The 17,338-nt window shown below is 53.1% G+C and carries 14 protein-coding genes and 1 pseudogene; 11 read left to right on the top strand and 4 right to left on the bottom strand.

From position 1 onward, the window contains the following. Positions 1–259 precede the first annotated feature (259 nt). The 6 genes from Q8O96_RS12525 (at position 260) to Q8O96_RS12500 (ending at position 3,003) form a co-directional block, all read left to right on the top strand. A complete protein-coding gene (locus Q8O96_RS12525; protein WP_305948875.1) occupies positions 260–763 on the top strand; it encodes a 3'-5' exoribonuclease in 504 nt (167 codons plus the stop codon). Then, complete coding sequence (locus Q8O96_RS12520; RefSeq protein WP_305948874.1) at positions 756–1,142, top strand: hypothetical protein; 387 nt, start codon at positions 756–758, stop codon at positions 1,140–1,142. The genes Q8O96_RS12525 and Q8O96_RS12520 overlap by 8 nt, the downstream gene beginning before the upstream one ends. A 90-nt stretch (positions 1,143–1,232) precedes the next feature. Next, the gene (locus Q8O96_RS12515; protein ID WP_305948873.1) at positions 1,233–1,601 is read left to right on the top strand and encodes a histone-like nucleoid-structuring protein, MvaT/MvaU family; all 369 of its coding nucleotides are present in this window, start codon (positions 1,233–1,235) and stop codon (positions 1,599–1,601) included. A 75-nt stretch (positions 1,602–1,676) separates the two neighbouring features. Next, on the top strand, positions 1,677–2,216 hold the full coding sequence (locus tag Q8O96_RS12510) for a hypothetical protein (RefSeq protein ID WP_305948872.1): 540 nt from the start codon (positions 1,677–1,679) through the stop codon (positions 2,214–2,216). After that, positions 2,213–2,527: an STAS-like domain-containing protein gene (locus Q8O96_RS12505; protein ID WP_305948871.1), complete on the top strand. Its 315-nt coding sequence runs from the start codon at positions 2,213–2,215 to the stop codon at positions 2,525–2,527. The genes Q8O96_RS12510 and Q8O96_RS12505 overlap by 4 nt, the downstream gene beginning before the upstream one ends. Next, positions 2,524–3,003: a hypothetical protein gene (locus tag Q8O96_RS12500; RefSeq protein ID WP_305948870.1), complete on the top strand. Its 480-nt coding sequence runs from the start codon at positions 2,524–2,526 to the stop codon at positions 3,001–3,003. Before Q8O96_RS12505 ends, Q8O96_RS12500 begins: the two co-directional genes overlap by 4 nt. A gap of 947 nt (positions 3,004–3,950) precedes the next feature. Here the strand turns inward: Q8O96_RS12500 and Q8O96_RS12495 are convergent. Both Q8O96_RS12495 and Q8O96_RS12490 read right to left on the bottom strand, forming a co-directional pair. Beyond that, a complete protein-coding gene (locus Q8O96_RS12495) occupies positions 3,951–4,553 on the bottom strand; it encodes a hypothetical protein (RefSeq protein WP_305948869.1) in 603 nt (200 codons plus the stop codon). Then, a complete protein-coding gene (locus Q8O96_RS12490) occupies positions 4,550–4,861 on the bottom strand; it encodes a hypothetical protein (RefSeq protein ID WP_305948868.1) in 312 nt (103 codons plus the stop codon). Before Q8O96_RS12490 ends, Q8O96_RS12495 begins: the two co-directional genes overlap by 4 nt. Positions 4,862–5,305: 444 nt before the next feature. Between Q8O96_RS12490 and Q8O96_RS12485 the strand changes: the two genes are divergently transcribed. From Q8O96_RS12485 to Q8O96_RS12465, 5 genes and pseudogenes are all read left to right on the top strand, one after another. Then, positions 5,306–6,730: a hypothetical protein gene (locus tag Q8O96_RS12485; protein WP_305948867.1), complete on the top strand. Its 1,425-nt coding sequence runs from the start codon at positions 5,306–5,308 to the stop codon at positions 6,728–6,730. Between the two features lies 1 nt (position 6,731). Beyond that, positions 6,732–8,648: a hypothetical protein gene (locus Q8O96_RS12480; RefSeq protein ID WP_305948866.1), complete on the top strand. Its 1,917-nt coding sequence runs from the start codon at positions 6,732–6,734 to the stop codon at positions 8,646–8,648. After that, positions 8,649–10,613, top strand: a complete 1,965-nt coding sequence (locus Q8O96_RS12475) for a hypothetical protein (protein ID WP_305948865.1) — start codon at positions 8,649–8,651, stop codon at positions 10,611–10,613. Continuing rightward, on the top strand, positions 10,610–11,014 hold the full coding sequence (locus Q8O96_RS12470; protein ID WP_305948864.1) for a hypothetical protein: 405 nt from the start codon (positions 10,610–10,612) through the stop codon (positions 11,012–11,014). Before Q8O96_RS12475 ends, Q8O96_RS12470 begins: the two co-directional genes overlap by 4 nt. A 1,081-nt stretch (positions 11,015–12,095) precedes the next feature. Then, positions 12,096–13,298: pseudogene (locus Q8O96_RS12465) on the top strand (cation:proton antiporter); the annotation flags it as partial. A gap of 64 nt (positions 13,299–13,362) precedes the next feature. On the opposite strand, the gene dapC reads toward Q8O96_RS12465, so the two are convergent. Beyond that, positions 13,363–14,562, bottom strand: a complete 1,200-nt coding sequence (gene dapC / locus Q8O96_RS12460) for a succinyldiaminopimelate transaminase (protein WP_305948863.1) — start codon at positions 14,560–14,562, stop codon at positions 13,363–13,365. A 38-nt stretch (positions 14,563–14,600) separates the two neighbouring features. Then, on the bottom strand, positions 14,601–17,303 hold the full coding sequence (locus Q8O96_RS12455; RefSeq protein ID WP_102861365.1) for a [protein-PII] uridylyltransferase: 2,703 nt from the start codon (positions 17,301–17,303) through the stop codon (positions 14,601–14,603). Positions 17,304–17,338 lie beyond the last annotated feature (35 nt).

Below are 17,338 nucleotides of genomic sequence, written 5' to 3'. Positions count from 1 at the left end.
GATCGTCATGCTCCATCCCTCGACGTCGACCATGAACATCCCGGCATAGAGCTCGTCCCAAGTCTGAGCACATGCTTTGATCATCGTGCGTCGCCCAAAGATCGCATCGCGCAGTACCTGGCAAGCCTCTCTTGCTGTGAGCGCAGGCGTAGGTTCGTCAGGGCAATAGGTTAAAGTCATAAAAGAAACCAGTCGGCTTTGGTCGTTTTGCCAAAGGTACACCGGCATGCATGAACCAGGTACTCACAGGTAGGAGAGGATGAAGCTATTTTTAGACTGTGAGTTCACTCGGCTCAACCGAGACACGAAGTTGATTTCGCTGGCACTCGTGTCCGAAGCCGGGCACGAATACTACGTCGAGCTCACAGACACGTACGTGACTCAGGACTGCAGCGACTTTGTGATTCAAAATGTCCTGCCACAGCTCAACCTGGCTGCGCATGGGCAAACCTTGGTCGAAGCTCAATCCTCACTACTTGCTTTCCTGAGCAACCTGAAAGGCCCCCTCGAGGTTTGCACCGATGCTCCAGAATGGGATTGGGATTTCTTCTGCCAACTAGCCTACGTAGATCATCGTTGGCCAGGTAACGTTGCCAATCGCGCGACTAACCTGATCCTGCTATTCAGGCATCTCGAAGCGGATGATATCGGCGACTTGGTGCTGCCAGAACTTCCACATCACGCGCTGCTGGATGCTCGCCTCTTAGCCGACCTTTATCGTCGACTGACTGCCGGTTCCAATCGAGGCACTGAACATGGCTGATGATCTTCGTACACGTGAGTCTGTCAGGCGCAAAGCTCTCTGGACACTGTCGCACTTGATACCGGGTGATCCAAAGGCTGCCGCGATTGTCGATGTTCTAGACGACATCGAAGGCCAGGAGCGCGTCGACCTGAACCATAGTTATCCAGACCTTGATATCGAAGCTGCCCGTAAAGCAGTTCAGATTGAGCGCCATAGCTCAGGCATCAACATTGTGAACGAGGCTAGTATTCCGCAGCCCTGGCGCGAGCGTTTTCTGCAAGCGAGCATTGGGTCGACGCGCTTGACCATTGGCCCGTACGCTCATGATTGGGAAAAATTCCTGGTTCAATGGCAGGTTGAAATGCGGCACCTGGATGCTCACAGGTCAGCAAGGTGAGCATCCAGCGTTTAGCCTCAGACGCACCTTCGATTGTCTACAGTTGACGGCGCTGACTATACTGCCACCACTGAATATCTGAGGTGCTCCATGTCCCGTCTTGCTGAATTCCGCGCGCTTGAGCAGCAGCTTGCTGCCCAATTGGCAGAGCTTGAAACATTGAAAAACGATGATGGGCTGAAGCGCGAGATCGAGTTTGAAAAGAAGCTCCGTGATCTCTTGGGCGAGTATGGCTACAGCTTGCGCAACATCGTCGCGATTCTCGACCCGCAATCTTCTAGCCGCCGCGCTCCTGCAGCCGCTGAAACCAAGGGCACCCGCAAGGCTCGCGCAGTTAAAGTTTACAAGAACCCTCATTCGGGCGAGGTCGTCGAGACGAAAGGCGGTAATCACAAGGTGTTGAAGGAGTGGAAAGCTGAATACGGTTCCGACAAGGTCGAGAGTTGGCTGGCTCAGTAAGATCGTTTGAGTACAAAAAAGGGCCTTCGACGGCCCTTTACTCAACTGCCGGAAGGCTTGCCATTAGGATTCTGTATGCATGTCAAGAGCGAAGAACTCAGTTTAATACGATTAGAGTTATCTACTGAAGACGCAGTGGATTTTCAGCGGATTGATGAGCTGTTCAGCCACGCAGCTATAAAAAATATCTTTATTAGTAGCTATCGACACCTCGCGGAAGTGATCAGCAACGTATATCAGCACGCCCAGTCTGATCGTGACGCCGTTGTGAATTGGGATTTGACCGTATCGAGGAGCGGCGATTTCATTGATATATTCATCTCTGATGATGGGCAGGGCGTGCTTGGCTCGATAATGAAGCGTCATCTGGAGGAACTCACCGATACTTCAGCGATGAAGCTCGCCTTGAGCTTGGGATCTCGCATCCAGCACCGTGGCAAGGGACTGGAAGCTGTAGTTCGGGCAGTTACCGATGGCCATCTACATTCGATGTCTATTCGGAGTGGCAGTTGCCTATTTTTTGCGACAGTTGAAGGACATCGGTATAGCGAAACCGCTCATCGGCAAGGCACTGAAGTGCGGCTTACCATTTCTTTAAATGGTGGCCTAGCATGACGTTGTTTATTCTTAAGCTTGCCGAGTATACAAAATATCCTTTTGCCCGCTACAGCGTTGATGGCCCGCACAGCGCAGAAGAATTTCGGACTGAATGGTTGATTCCAGCTCTCGAAAAAAATCATCAAATTATATTGGATTTGAATGATGTTACTGGATTTCCAGGATCTTGGACTGAAGAGGTATTCGGAGGTCTGATCCGGAGTCACGGCTACACAGCTACTGAACTTCGGGAGCGATTGAGTATCGATGTGCTGGACGAATTGATAGAGTATGAAATCTGGCACTATATCAAGAGTGCAGAGAAATGACTTTTGAGCCGGATCTGGTTAAGGCGATTATTGTCGCGGTCATTGGAGGCGTGTTCGGCGCATGGTTGACTTCCATTCGCTCGAAATGGACAGCTTTTTCAGCTGACTATTCAAAGCGACTTGAGCATGCTTTTGTTTTGATTGATCATTTTGCAGAGTGCTCATGCATTTGGTGGGAGGGTATCGATCCTTCTGATAAGTTGAAAGCCAGCCCTACATACATAATCGGCTTAAAAACTAGACTTTCGACGCTGATCACATCTATGGATCGGGATTACCCTGGATTTAATACAGAAGCCGTTAATAATGCGTATGTTGTACTCGGTAACGCTTGCACGGGTGGGGACTTTCCCTCCAAAGCTCCCGCTCAAAACTCTCGAGCAACAGAAATACTTAAATGTGCAGAGCTCCTTAAAGCGGAGTTGTTCGCAGTTCGCCGGCGAGACTACAGTATGCGGCTGACAATGAAAAAGTAGGCGCATAAGAATCGTTCCGCAGAGTGGCTAGGTGAGAGCGCTGGAGTTTCTGCGAGCTACATATGTCGTTGGAAAATGTTCTAACTGGGCACCTTGGATGGGGTGGGTCGGTTGGTTGCTGCAAGCGGACGCACAGGCCTGAGGGTGGAAGACCGCAGGGCCGAGACGTAGATTCGGTTCTCGACGGCCTCGCCCGAAGGACACGCAACAACCACAATTTCCGTGGAGAATCCGATGGGTATGACAAGGAATGACGACACAGTATGTTGCGACATTCAAATGCCCTTTGCGCAGGGTAGGAAGCTGCTGCAATTGGTGAGTAGAATGAGAGAATCAAATGCCCACCCGGCGCTCAACAGAGTCTTTGAGTGCATGCAGGATGAGCTCAGTACATCATTGATATCATTGAAAACCCACCGACCTGGGCCCAGGTTGTCACTAAGTCGAGCTTCGTAGGACACCTTTGTTTTGTAGTTTTGAAAAGGATGCTAGAGGGCTTAGGCTGAAAGCAGGTTGCCTGTTCACGACCTTTATTTTTGAACCAGGTCTTTGTATAGCTCTCGCGCCGCAAGGATCTGATCCCTGAGTTCCTCGGGGTCAATGCGCATGCCACCGCGAGGCGTTACCTGAAGCGTCTTTAGGCGGTTCGCAGCTTTAATGAATTCCCGTTCTTCCGCCTGAATCCACGCGGGGCGCTTGTCTTTCCAAAATAGCCAACCCATCTGCCCGGCCTCATCTTTGATCGGATGCTCAGCAGTATGTGGGAGCGGTAGCCAATGTCCAAGCAAGAAGGTGAGTCGGATCGCTCTGCAAGCGGAGCGCGCAGACCAGGAGGGTCGAAGGGCATGAGGATGGAAGCCCGAAGGGCCAAGACCTGTCGTAGACAGGGCTTGGTTAACGACAGCAGTCCCTGCAAGGGCATGCCACGGCCACTGGTGCGTCAATAACTATCGAGAAGTACGCTGATCGAATGACCTGGGTACAACTCCCTGTGCGCAAAGATCGTATGTCCTGCGCAATGCCACCTCGTCACCAGAAGACACCCTCACGTGTGTGAAGATCGTCGACAGAAAGCGTTTCCTTTCGCCGTTGCCGAGCTCAGACCAAATCCTTGGCTGTCCTTGTGCATCAGGAATCGCCAAGCGGTCTAGGAAATACTCTTCCAGGCTGTGCAGACGTTGTTGGCCATCAATCAAAATTTCACTGTTTTCGGCTAATGCCCTGCTACCGATCACTGGCTCGTACCAGTCATTAGTGAGGTAGCTCCCCAGATCCGCGCCTGACCATACAGCAGAGATAAAGCGAGACTTCTGACCAAGGTTCCACTCCAGCCCGCGCGCCCAGGTTGGAACGGGCATGCCCATAACGAATCGCGCTGCCCATGGACAATGCTCATGAGCGGAGGAGGGGTCTACCAGATACTTTTCCCAATGGCCGACTAAGACCTCGAGGGGACAATGACTGACGGTCGTGGGCAGAAGCCGCTGCGGCATATGGATGTGCAGGTCTGATGTTCCGCCGTCGGCGTAGCGTCTAAATAAGGAAGTCATGGTTTTCTTGGGTAGCTCAAGTAGGTTGAAGTATTCGCGTCGGTACGGGTTTGTTTCCAGGCGTCCACCGTTTCGATGATTAAAAGGTCTCGTTCGATGGAACTGCCGATCTGGCTGTTATCGACCAGGGCGTGTGCATAGCCTTCGGCGTACGCCGCTGCTTTATCAAATGCTGAAAGGGTTTCGGACGATTTGATAGTGCTGATCAGCCGCTCCCATGTACGTCGTTGGCGATTGCCTAAGATCGTGCTGGGAAACGATATGGCGCTGGTCAGGCGCTGTGCAAAGTCATTTGTAGAAGGGATCAACGCCGTTGCTCAAAAAGGGGGGCTTACCTATGACAAACGGTTCATTTTGAAAATACTTGAGCCATTCGAAAAAAGTCGAGAGTTCCGACGATTGTCAGGTGCTTTGGGTCGCTATCCCTAAATTCATGTTGCTGAGAAGGAAGGCCATCAACGCTCAAGTTTACTGTGGTTGCATATCGAAATGAGCATCCGGGCACGATTCGTCTGAAGGAGTTTATCGGGATGGATATTTTGGTGTGTCGGGAAAGTTAATTGTTTGCGGTGTTGAGATTATATATATGTCAATTGATGATAAATTACCGATGTAAAGGTTGAGGGTATACTTTTTTATACTGTAAGTCATCCAAGAAAGTTCTTGTGAAAGTTGCGATTTCTGTCTAGGCTGCCAGCCGTTGAACCATGGCTCCGAATCAAGACGGCCTCGCAATAGGATGAAAGAACTAAATGATTGATTATGGATATCCAGTAGGTAGTTTATCTATTAAGAAGATTCCATTCTTCCCTATGCTGCAGCCTACATGTGATGAAGTTTTGCCAGAAGACTCGGAGCGCCAAGTAGAAGTAATGTTTCTAGGGCGCGATACTCTAGGCACTTTTCAACAAAACCAAAAATTCAAACCAATAGATCAGTGTCACAATGATCACTGTAATCATTTTCCTGCCTTATTAAGTGAAGATGGATCTCCTTGGGTTTTAGGTAATCTCTACCTCATGGAGTTAGCAAAAGGATATCCTCAGCCACACGATAATACTCTTTATAAGACGGCTCAAGCTCTCAAAGATTTCTGGAAAGTATTGAGCGCGGAAAATGTCGGGATGTTTGATTTTCCACTCAGACTTCGGAAGCGAGCCACTTATTGCTACAGCTACTACTGGAAGCGTCTGGTGGACGATGACCCTGAAGCTGAAGAAGGCGCGAATGAAAAGATATCCAAAGTCACAGATTTTTATAGATGGGCTGCGTTGGAAAAGTATTTCACTCCGGCCAATGCAATGTGGGTCGAATCGGAAAAGACTATAGTATTAAATAATCACTATGGCCGGGAGTTCACAAAAAAAATTCGCGTAACAGACCTCACTGTGAAAAGTGCAGGGGAGCGGCCCCCCAAGAAGCTAAAGCCCTATGGGGAAACTGATCAGATTGCAATAGAGCAAGCACTCAGAGCTATTGATAATACTGAGATGAATATTGCATTCGCTCTTTCACTCACTACTTCTGCGCGAAAGCAAACCGTTCTGACGCTTAAGTGTTCAGCATTTGATAGCTTCGATGGGCAAGAAACCTTCAGAGTAAATGTTGGCCACAATCAATATGCGGACACAAAAAAACAAAAGCAGTTTCCCATATTTATACCGGGATGGCTGGCCAGGCAAATTGTTATATATATAAGCTCTGAGCGATACCATACTCGCCTTACGCGAATGCGCCCTGGTTGTGACGCGGATTATCTTTTTATTACTCAAAGCGGTCTTCCATACTACGCTCGAAAAAATGACCCTGGTCGCCAAGTTTACCAAGCCGTCCCTGTAGGGAAGGCGCTTGACGCTTTCGTCCGTCAGCAACTTACTCCTCGCTTACGTGAAATGGGCTATGACACTCATGTGCGCTTTCATAATTTGCGAGCGACCTACGCGAATAATCTAGTTCGCGGAAACTTAAAGCTCATTGACTCCGGGGATATGAAAATGAAGGACTTGATTCTTCTAGTCATGGAAAGGCTAGGTCAATCTTCACCTGCAATTGCTGAAGAGTATATCGGTAGTATTCAAGCAGAAGAGCTATCTTACATTGCTCAAAATAGCATGGAGAAAAGGTTGCAGGCTGCATTGGAAAATGGCGATTGCAACGTCGACCAGGGTGATGTGTGATATGGAATTATTCAATCCCACAATCATAGACCTGGGCTTGCCTGAAAATTTTGGGATTTATTTCGAACCGCACTACCCTCATCTCTGCCAACTTGAGCTTAGACTTCTGGACTACACCAGGGTGAGGCGGATGCCAATTGGTTATTTGGCCTACACATCTCGGTTTTCCAAGGCGCCATTTAAAAAACGTTGGATAGATCCGGACTCATTAAGGGTGTCCAGGATGGAACCCTTGAGAGTATTCGCGTGCTCCCTTTCAGAAAAAAGCGCCTTTAAACTTTCGGCATCGGGTGTCCACGAAAACTATTCAATGTTTTCAGAGTTCGTGGGCTTTTGCGATGAGACAGGCTGTGAGGACGTCCTTGACAGCCCCGAGTGTTACCATATGGCACTCATCAAGTATTCATTGAAGATAAATCGGGATGTTGTCGAAACAGGTATAGGGAACCGGCCAAACCGAAAACTTGTTGTTGCCGTTGATGTAGGAGCCGAGCTTTTTCCAGGCGTACCCTACAATTTCAGAGTAGGAGTGCAGTTCCCCGGTTACAGTAAAGATGAGCAAAAGAACACCCGTGTGCCCGATGATGAAAAATTATTTTCTTTGTACCGGGTGGCGGATGCTGTATTCAAAGAAACACTAGAGTTTTTACGTGATCCTATAAAGCAGGCAAAGGCCGTAGAGAAATACGGTGAGCGTTATTGGTTTCTTCCGACCTATTATCCTCTTATTACCGAAACCGCAATCGTAGAAAATCAAAAGAAAAAATCTCGAGGTCTAGTTCTCACATTGATACGAAACCACGCGCTGAATTTAATAGAAACGTCTGAAGGTGAAATCACTCGATCTGAAGCGATTTCGACGATTGTCGGGAGGTTAGTCGCTGGTGAAACATTGGTCAATGATAACGCCACCAGTCGAGTAAATCTGGTTTCGCTGTTGCCTGAGTTCGAGCCGGAACATTTGCACAGATTGGCCATGCTAGCTCATGATTGTTTTTTGTTTATATTTATACTTAATACAAGCGCCAACGTCTCGGTAGCTGCAAATATTCTATGGGATGATGCGCTAAGTATTGAAGTAGAGGTGCAACGGCTACGCTCGATAAAACGTCGCGCTAAAAACATGACAGTAGATGTGATCTTCGGTGTGCGATTTCTTAAGCGTCTAAGAGATTACTTCGCTCTGCGATCCTATTTGCCGGGCGTTGAAACGCTGAGATATTTATTCGGCACTTTTGATCTGAACGGATCGCCGTTACAGATTGGCGATAATCCGGCGGCTAACTTGTTAGCCAAGCTCCGACGGGTAGTCAACCCAGGTTTGCATGGAGTTGGCTATCGTGAGCTTCGGGTATATCACCACCATTCGAAAACTTCGGAACACGGTTTGGCCATTGCGGCAGAGTCAGCACAACATTCTGAGGAAACTGCTCTCCAAAGCTACACTGCTGGGAATGAGGAAGCCGTTATTGTCGAGGGTGTGATGTACTTCTCTGCCTTTGGTAGGGTTGTACAGGATCATGTAATAACGCAAGCAGGTGGATGCACGAGTAATCTAATTGATGCTGCGCAAATTGACACCCCAGCAGTGATAATTCCCGACTGCAAAAATCTCATCGGCTGCCTATTCTGTAAATATTACATTTTGCACTTAGATCTAAATGACGCCGCAAAATTGATTAGCATGGAATATCTAATAACCCAACTCGAAGTTATTAAGAATGATCCCGCTGAGTTTGCATTGGTATATGGCCCCACCTTGGCAAGGATAAGATGGCTGTTAGGCGTAATTGAAGGTTTCAACGATGAGTTAGGTTTTGATCTGCCTAGGTTACGCCAGAAGATTTATCGAGAGGAGTCACTGACAAGTTACTGGCAGGCAAAACTCAGCATTTTGGACGAAGTAGGAGTGATCTGAGTGGCAAAGGTTAGTTTAATTGAATATTTTGATTCGGTATCATCGCCTTGGCCAGCATCAGCTACCGAGTGGACAATGCCTGACAGCGATTATGTGATCTCAGTAGGCCCGGATGACATTGTGGTACGTTTTCGGGATGATAAATGGTTCTATTTCAATCGTGGTGTCGCGGCTAATAAGAAGAATTATATCGCGCTCAGATATAAGGGCGAACCTGAAAGCATAAAATTGTCTGGTAATTTAGATCAGTCCAAAAGTATTTTGGTTGCTCTCGATAAGCATGCTTTCAAATCCCCAGGTATGCCGCTAGGTTTGGCTTCCATGAATCGTTATAACTTAGCGTTACAGCACGTAAGGCGTTACTGTGTCAAAACTGGTCTCAGTGTGTTTAACGTTCTTTCCGACTCGGTAAATCTTGGGGCTGCATATGAGCAGTATAAAAAATCTGCGCCGGGTAGTTGTACGGCGCTATATGATCTTGCAGTCAAGCTGAGCTCGCTGCCACTTCGATATGTTGGGTTCAAGCCAGCTTCTATTCCTTTCGTAATGAAACGCTCGGCGTCAGGTGATGCTGCTCGTGAATATCATCAAACTGAAATTATACCAACTCAGATTTATCTTGATCTTCTCGTCGACTACAAAGCTACTGTTGAGGAATTTCTTTTAGTTAAAGATAAGCTCTTGGATTTTTCTCTGCGTGTATCTAATGATAAGCACTACGCTAGAAATGGAAATAGTCATAAAGGGAACTCGGCTTCTTACGAAGATGCATTAGAGGCTGTCGGTCTTGTAGAGTATGCAAAAAAGTATAACGTTTCTTCAGTGGTGGAGTTGCTTCGCCAGTTTGGGGCTGTTTATTATGCTTCGATTATGTTGATCTATGCGTTTACAGGTATGCGAAAGTCTGAGGCTTACAGCCTTACTCTTGACTCACTTAAAAAGTTCTCAAAAAAAGGTTTGGTGCAGACTAGAAAGCTTGTTGGTTTTACGACGAAATTCCGAGGTTTGCGCAAACGTGTTTCTTGGTACACTTCTTTAGATGTCGAGGCCCCTTTCGAGGCGGCGTCTTTTCTATGCAGGTTGATCATGAAGTGCAATAAGGTTGATGTCCCTGGGCAGTGTTTATTTATATCAACTGGCTATCTTCCATTTGCCGCTGCAAACGATAACCTTGCCTCGCTAACCTCCAAAGCCCCCACGTGTGGGAACTACGAGCCATCTAGATATCAAATGCATTTTTCTTCGATTGTCATCGGTGCTCATCACATCGAAGAGTTGAAATCTATCAATCCATTTCGCGTGTGGGAAGCTGAGAGCAAGTTTGACGTAGGAAGGCAATGGCCGCTCAAAATCCACCAGTTGCGCAGATCCACAGCTGTGTATGCGATAGCGAGTGGGCTCGTAAGTTTGCCTGCCCTGAAGGAAATCCTCAAGCATCTCACACTTGCCATGTCTCGTTACTATGCTAAAGGTTCTGTATATGCGCCCAATATTCTTGAAAGAAGTAAGGGGGACAAGGATGCGTGGGTTGTTAGATACCAAGAATCAGAGCTGTTTGTTCGTTCCTTTCAGTATGTCAAAGAACTCATCATCCCTGATGAAGTTCTCAAAGGCCCAGCTGGAACTTGGATTGAGCGTAATTCTAAACCCAGTTTGAGGTCTCTAGGTTACGCCGAAAGCTTAGAGCAGACGCTCTTGAAAATGAAAAAAGGACAGATATTTTATCGCCCAACTCCCGTTGGTGGGTGCACATTGAATGGAATGTGTGAAAAGCGGATCACTGTAAGTTTTGTTGGGTGTGACGGATGTTCAAACTCGACGGTGGTTCAGTCTAAATTGATTAGGCTTATTGCTATTCAGGAGAAAATAGTGGATAGGCTGGTAGGCCAGCCCGAGTATCAATTTGAAAATAATACCTTGTCTGAATTGAACGAGTTCGCGCAAAAATTGGAGGTTTTGCTATGACTGACGGAGGATTGGTTTTGCTGTGGGCAGCACTGCTGCGAATCTTGGCTGGGAAACCATTAATCGTTAACAAGAATGATCCCTTGTCATATGACCTAGTGTGTTTGGAAGCTGGCTTTAAGCGGGGCTATTTGAAGGCTAACAGGAAGCAGCATGACGAAATCCGTGCCCGCATTCGAGCGGAAATTGAGCGTCTGCCTGCTGCTCCCAAAAAAGCGACTAAAGCAGCAACGCGGGCAGCTACTCAGAAAAAGAATGAAGAAATTAGGCAGTTGAAGGCTCGTTATGAGCTAGTGCTCAGCAGGGAAATTCTGCTTATCGACTACATTAATCAGCTGGAGAAGAGGTTGGAGATTAGAAATAAACCACGGCTAGTACATTCTAATACGCCCTCCAGCTAGGTGTCTTTGTAGTGCTCAATCGGCGCTGGGTACAGATTCAGGTTTCTTGCGCAACAGTCTATAGCGCGAAGCCGTTGTGCAAATCCGATATTGTCCAGCCTGGCCGCTGCACTAGACAACAGCCTTTATCTTACTCGGTCATCAGTGTCGTCAAGTCATCCGCTTACTGGAGCGGTGTCGCTGTGATTTTTCCTCAGATTCAGACTCTGAACCATCCAGGTAGCGTCTGCTCCGCTGACGAAGACTGTGTCTACCGTATTGGCCTTTTTGCTTGCGGCGCCACTTAGCTAATCATGCATCTTGTAGCCCTTTAGCGCGCCTCAATGGCCTAGCTAGGCATCGGGTATGGCGGACATCGCCCAATCCACCGGCCTGCGAATCTCCAAATCTATCTACAACGGCAAGTCATGCCATCGGCCTGGCGTACATACATCGTTCATGTCACCGCACCGTGCAGCACCGGGGCTGTCATGGTGAATGTTTGATCAAGGATATTGGCAGTGTCGTAGCGCTCAGCCGAGTTCTGCTAGTGCGCACAACACACATGCTGTTGACACGGGCTTGATGCTTATGGGGCGTCTCTTGTTCAATTGTGCGAGCCTTGGCAAGGTATGACCTCTCCACGTTCAAGTTGCTACTGGGCGACTCTCCGCCGTAATGTGGTTCACTCACCAAAGGATTTCGCGGCCCAAGGCAGCTTCAGCTTAGGTGTAGGATCAGGCTGACAGCCTCACGCTTGAGGGCGGGGTAATAAGGTGCGCTGTCGTCTGCTCATCGAACACTTCTTGGGCGCGAATGTACTCGTCTACAAATGTGTCCGGGATTCGTCGGCCACTACACATTGTCGTTGCGCTAACTCCGCGCGGGTTCGATCAGACGTATTAGGCACTGCTTTCAACATCTCCCTGAATCATCAACACCTCATCCTTCCCACTCCCCGTGGCGCTTCGAGTGCTATTTCATCATCTGCTCTGATGGCGGGAGGGTAGTCGTTCCTGTCAGTCAGTTCTTCGTCGGATGTGGGTGTCTGTCCATCTGCGCGTATGGCGAGTAGTTGTTTTGTGTCCACATATGGTGAGTAGCCCTGATGAACGATGCCTCGGGCCTGGTGACTTTCAAGTTCGCCCTGGTGGCCGCCGTTACCGGGGTGTTCTCCCTGGCCAATGCCAGCCTGACCTTTGTCCTGGTGGCGGTGGGTGGCTTGGCGGTCGGTGTGGCCCTGAGCTGGCTGGTCGGGCGCCTGCGGGCCTGGATGATCGCCCGCGGCTGGGACGATCCGGCGACCCATGTGGTGTTCATGTTGCTATTGCCCTTCGCGGCTTACGTCCTGGCCGAGCGCCTGGGTGCCTCGGGCATTCTCTCGGCGGTGGCGGCGGGCATGATGCAGAGCTGGCTCGACCTGCTGCCGCGCCAGACCAGCACCCGACTGCTCAATCGCAGTGTCTGGTCGCTGCTGGAATTTGCCTTCAATGGCCTGATTTTTCTGCTCTTGGGCCTGCAACTGCCGGACATCGTCAAGGCCGTGGTCAGTCACGAGACCTCGCTCTGGCCGACCCTGTTCTACCGCTGCCTGGATGTGCTGGCGATCTTCCTGGTGCTGTTGGTATTGCGCTTTATCTGGGTGCAGAGCATCTGGCGCCTGTCCGGGTTGCTGCGGCGCTGGCGCGGCAAGGGCGAGCTGACCCTGGTGCCCACGGCGCGCTCCTGCTGGCTGCTGACGGTGGGCGGGGTGCGTGGGGCGGTGACCCTGGCCGGCGTGATGTCGGTGCCCTTGTTCCTGGGCGCCGGGGAGGCCTTCCCCGAACGTGATCTGCTGATCTTTATCGCCGCTGGAGTGATCCTGCTGTCCCTGGTGGCGGCCTGCATTGCCCTGCCGCTGCTGTTGCGCGGCATTGTGAAGAGCCCCGACGATAAGCGCCGCGGCGAAGTGCGCGATGCCTGGCGCAAGACCGCCGAGGCGGCGATCCATGCGTTGGAAGCCGAGGAAGTGGCTGAAACCAGTGAGGCCCCCGATGCGGCCCAGGCGGCACTGGCCACCGAGCTCAAGGGCCGTTTGATGGCTGAGTACCGGCATCAGTTGGAGGTCTACAACGATTCCGCCGAGGCCCAGGCCTTGGCATTGCAGATGGACTTGCTGGAACGGCGCCTGCGGCTCAAGGCCCTGCGGGCGCAACGGCTGGAGCTGTACCGCCTGAGCCGGCATCACCAGATCGGTGATGATGTGCTGCGAGAGGTGTTGGCGGACCTGGATTTGAGCGAGGCGAATCTGGGGCAGGTGAAGTAAGGCGTTCGCCGGCCAGCCGGCTCCTGTGCAAGTGATGCAGGAGCCGGCGCGCCGGAGAGGGACTTTAAGCGCGACGCAACACGAAATCGCGAATCCGCTCGGCGGCTTCCACGCACTCCGCCAGCGGCGCGACCAGCGCCATGCGCACCCGTCCGGCGCCCGGGTTGGTGCCGTCCACATCCCGCGACAGGTAGGAACCCGGGACCACGGTCACGTGTTCCTGCTCGAACAGGTCGCGGCAGAAGGCGGCGTCATCCCCGGCCACGTTGGGCCACAGGTAGAAGCTGCCGTCCGGGCGCTGCACGTCCATTACCGGCGCGAGGATCGCCAGCACCGCGTCGAACTTCTCGCGGTAGAGGGCGCGGTTGGCGCGTACGTGCACTTCGTCGTTCCAGGCGGCGACGCTGGCCAACTGGGTCTGCACCGGCATGGCGCAGCCGTGGTAGGTGCGGTACAGCAGGAAGCCCTTGAGGATGTCGGCGTCGCCGGCCACGAAGCCGGAGCGCAGGCCCGGCAGGTTGGAGCGTTTGGACAGGCTGTGGAACACCACGCAACGCTTGAAGTCTTTGCGGCCCAGTTCGACGCAGGCGCTGAGCAGCCCCGGCGGCGGGGTCTGTTCGTCGAAGTACAGCTCGCTGTAGCACTCGTCGGCGGCGATCACAAAGTCGTGTTCGTCGGCCAGGGCGATCAGTTTTTTCAGGGTGTCCAGCGGGATCAGCGCGCCGGTGGGGTTGCCCGGGGAGCACAGGAAGAGGATCTGGCAGCGCTGCCAGATCTCGGCCGATACGGCGTCGAAATCCGGGTTGAAGCCGTTTTCATCCAGGCACGGCAGGTAGTGCGGCTTGGCCCCGGCAAGGAAGGCTGCGCCTTCGTAGATCTGATAGAAGGGGTTGGGGCTGACCACCAAGGCGTCGTCACCGCGGTTGACTACGGTCTGGGTGAAGGCGAACAGGGCTTCGCGGGTGCCGTTGACCGGCAATACGTTGCGCGCCGGGTCGATCCAGCCGGTCGGCACGCCGAAGCGGCGCTCGCACCAGCCAGCGATGGCTTCACGCAGCGCCGGGATGCCCAGGGTGGTGGGGTACACCGCCATCTGATCGAGGTTGCTGGCCAGGGCTTCGGCGACAAAGCTCGGCGAGCGGTGCTTGGGTTCGCCGATGGACAGGGCGATCGGGCGCTTGTCCGGGTTGGGGGTCACGGTGCCGAGCAGGGCTCGCAGCTTTTCGAACGGGTAGGGCTGCAACTGGTTCAGAGCGTTGTTCATCGGTGCGTTTTCTCACTCAAAGCGGCGGTTCGGACCCTTCAGATGCTCAGGCGGGTCATTTCGATAGTCGGTTCATGGCTGACACTCAACTGTTCGACGATCGCATCCTGCAAGCGGCTGCACAGCTGGGGGTCGGAAAGGGGCTGGTTGTGCGCGTCGGTGATGAAGAACACGTCTTCCACGCGCTCGCCCAGGGTGGCGATCTTGGCATTCTGCAGCGACAGGTCGAACTCCAGGAAGATCTTGCCGATCCGCGCCAGCAGGCCTGGGCGATCCGGGGCACTGAGCTCCAGCACTGTGACCGGGCGCTGGGCGTCGTTGTGGATGGTCACTTCGGGGGCGAAGGCAAAATGCTTGAGCTGGCGCGGCACCCGGCGCTGGATGATGGTCGGGTAGTCGTCGGGGTTGCGCAGGGCATCGGTCAGGCCCTTGCGGATCTGTTCGACCCGCTGCGGGTTGTTGCCGATGGACTCGCCGTCGTTGTCCAGGACGATGTAGGTGTCGAGGGTGAACTGGCTGCTGGAGGTGATGATGCGTGCGTCATGGATGTTCAGGTTGAGCTGGTCCATGGCGGCCACGGTCACCGCGAAGAAGTCGTGCTGGTCCGGGGCGTAGATGAAAATCTGGGTGCCGCCCTCGAACTCGCGCTGGGTGATTTCCTTGATCAGCACCAACGGGCCGCCGTCCGCCGGCTGCTGGAGGATCGCGTCGCTGTGCCAGGCCACATCGCCGGCGGTGTGGCGCAGGAAGTAGTCGTCCCCCAGTTGCGACCAGAGTTGTTCCACTTCGTCCGGGTCGGTGCCGTTGCGCACCAGGATGTCCAGGGCGGCGCTCTGGGTCTGGCGGATCTGCTCTTCGCGGTCCACCGGGTTTTCCAGACCGCGGCGCAGGGCGCGCTTGGTTTCGGTGTAGAGCTGGCGCAACAGGCTGGCGCGCCAGGAGTTCCACAGGGTCGGGTTGGTGGCGTAGATGTCGGCGACCGTCAGCACGTAGAGATAGTCGAGACGGGTCTGGTCGACCACGGTCTGGGCGAAATCGTGGATCACCTGCGGGTCGGACAGGTCCTTGCGCTGGGCGGTGGTGGACATCACCAGATGGTTCTGCACCAGCCAGACGATCAGCCGGGTGTCCCATAAAGGCAGTTGGTGACGCACACAGAAGGCTTCGGCATCCACCGCGCCAATTTCCGAGTGGTCGCCGTGGCGGCCCTTGCCGATGTCGTGATACAGGCCGGCCAGGTAGATCAGCTCGGGCTTGGGCAGCTTGCCCATGAGCTTGCTGGCCAGGGGGAATTTCTCGGAGATCGGCGTGTACTGCATCTTGCGCAGGTGCTTGATCAGATTCAGCGTGTGGGCGTCCACGGTATAGATGTGGAACAGGTCGTGCTGCATCTGTCCGACGATGAAGCCGAACTCCGGCAGGTAGCGTCCGAGGATGCCGTAGCGGTTCATCCGCCGCAGGTTGCGGTGGATGCCGATCTCGCACTTGAACAGCTCGATGAACAGGCTGGTGTTGCGGATGTCGTGGCGGAAGTCGTCGTCGATCAGGTGCCGGTGTTCGCGCAGCAGGCGGATGGTGTCGGCGCGCACGCCCTTGATCTCCGGGTGCTGGGCCATCAGCACGAAGATTTCCAGCATGGCGAACGGCGTGCGTTTGAACACGTTGTCGTTGATCGCCTCGATATAGCCGTCATGCAGCTGGAAGCGGGCGTTGATCGGCTGCGGCGGGGCTTCGTCCTCGGGGGCGAGGATCACTTCCTCGAAGTGCTGGATGATCAGGTCGCTCAACTGAGCGATGCTCATCACCACCCGGTAGTACTGCTGCATGAAGCTTTCAATCGACTGTTTGACGTCTTCACCGCTGAAACCCAGTAGCTCGGCGATGGAGCGTTGGTGGTCCAGCAGCAGGCGGTCTTCGGCGCGGCCGGCGAGCATGTGCAGGGCGTAGCGGACCTTCCACAGGAACTCCTGAGAGGAGGCCAGCAGGGCGTTTTCGCTTTCCACCAGGAAGCCTTCGCCGGCCAGGGCTCGCAGATTCAGGGTGCCGTACTGGCGGCGGGCGACCCAGAGAATGGTCTGGATATCCCGCAGGCCGCCTGGGGAGCCTTTGACGTTGGGCTCCAGGTTGTATTCGGTGTCGTTGTACTTGTGGTGGCGGGCCTTCTGCTCGGCGTGCTTGGCCAGGAAGAAGTCCTTGCTCGGCCACATATGTGCGGTGCTGGTGACGTCCAGCATGCGCTGGCGCAGGCGCTCGGGGCCGGCGATGGTGCGGCTTTCCATCAGGTTGGTGATCACCGTCAGGTCGGCCCGGGCCTCCTCGGCGCATTCATCCACCGAACGCACGCTTTGCCCGACTTCCAGGCCGATGTCCCAGAGCAGGGTGAGAAAGCGTTCGATGGAGTCGCGAAAGATCTCGTGATCGGCGCTGTCCAGGAGGATCAGCAGGTCGATATCGGAATAGGGGTGAAGCTCGCCGCGGCCGTAGCCGCCGACCGCCACCAGGGCGATGTCGGCCTCGTTGCTCCAGGTGAACTGGTCCCAGGCCTTTTGCAGGATGTTATCGATGAACCAGGCGCGGTCCTCGATCAGCCGGCGGATTTCCCGTCCGCTGCGAAAGCGGTTGTCGAGCACTTCCCGTGCCTGACGGATGGCTTTCTTGAAGGCGGCGATGGGGCTGGCCTTCAGTGCCAGTTCCGCCTGGAACTGGCCACGGTCGAAGAGTTCGGGATCCACCTGCGGCATCGATTGGCTTTCCTTTCTATCTATAAGGTCGGGAC

The sequence above is a fragment of the Pseudomonas sp. LPH60 genome, from assembly GCF_030718165.1.
Taxonomy (GTDB): Bacteria; Pseudomonadota; Gammaproteobacteria; order Pseudomonadales; family Pseudomonadaceae; genus Aquipseudomonas; species Aquipseudomonas danubii.
This window is presented reverse-complemented; position numbering and strand designations above follow the sequence as displayed.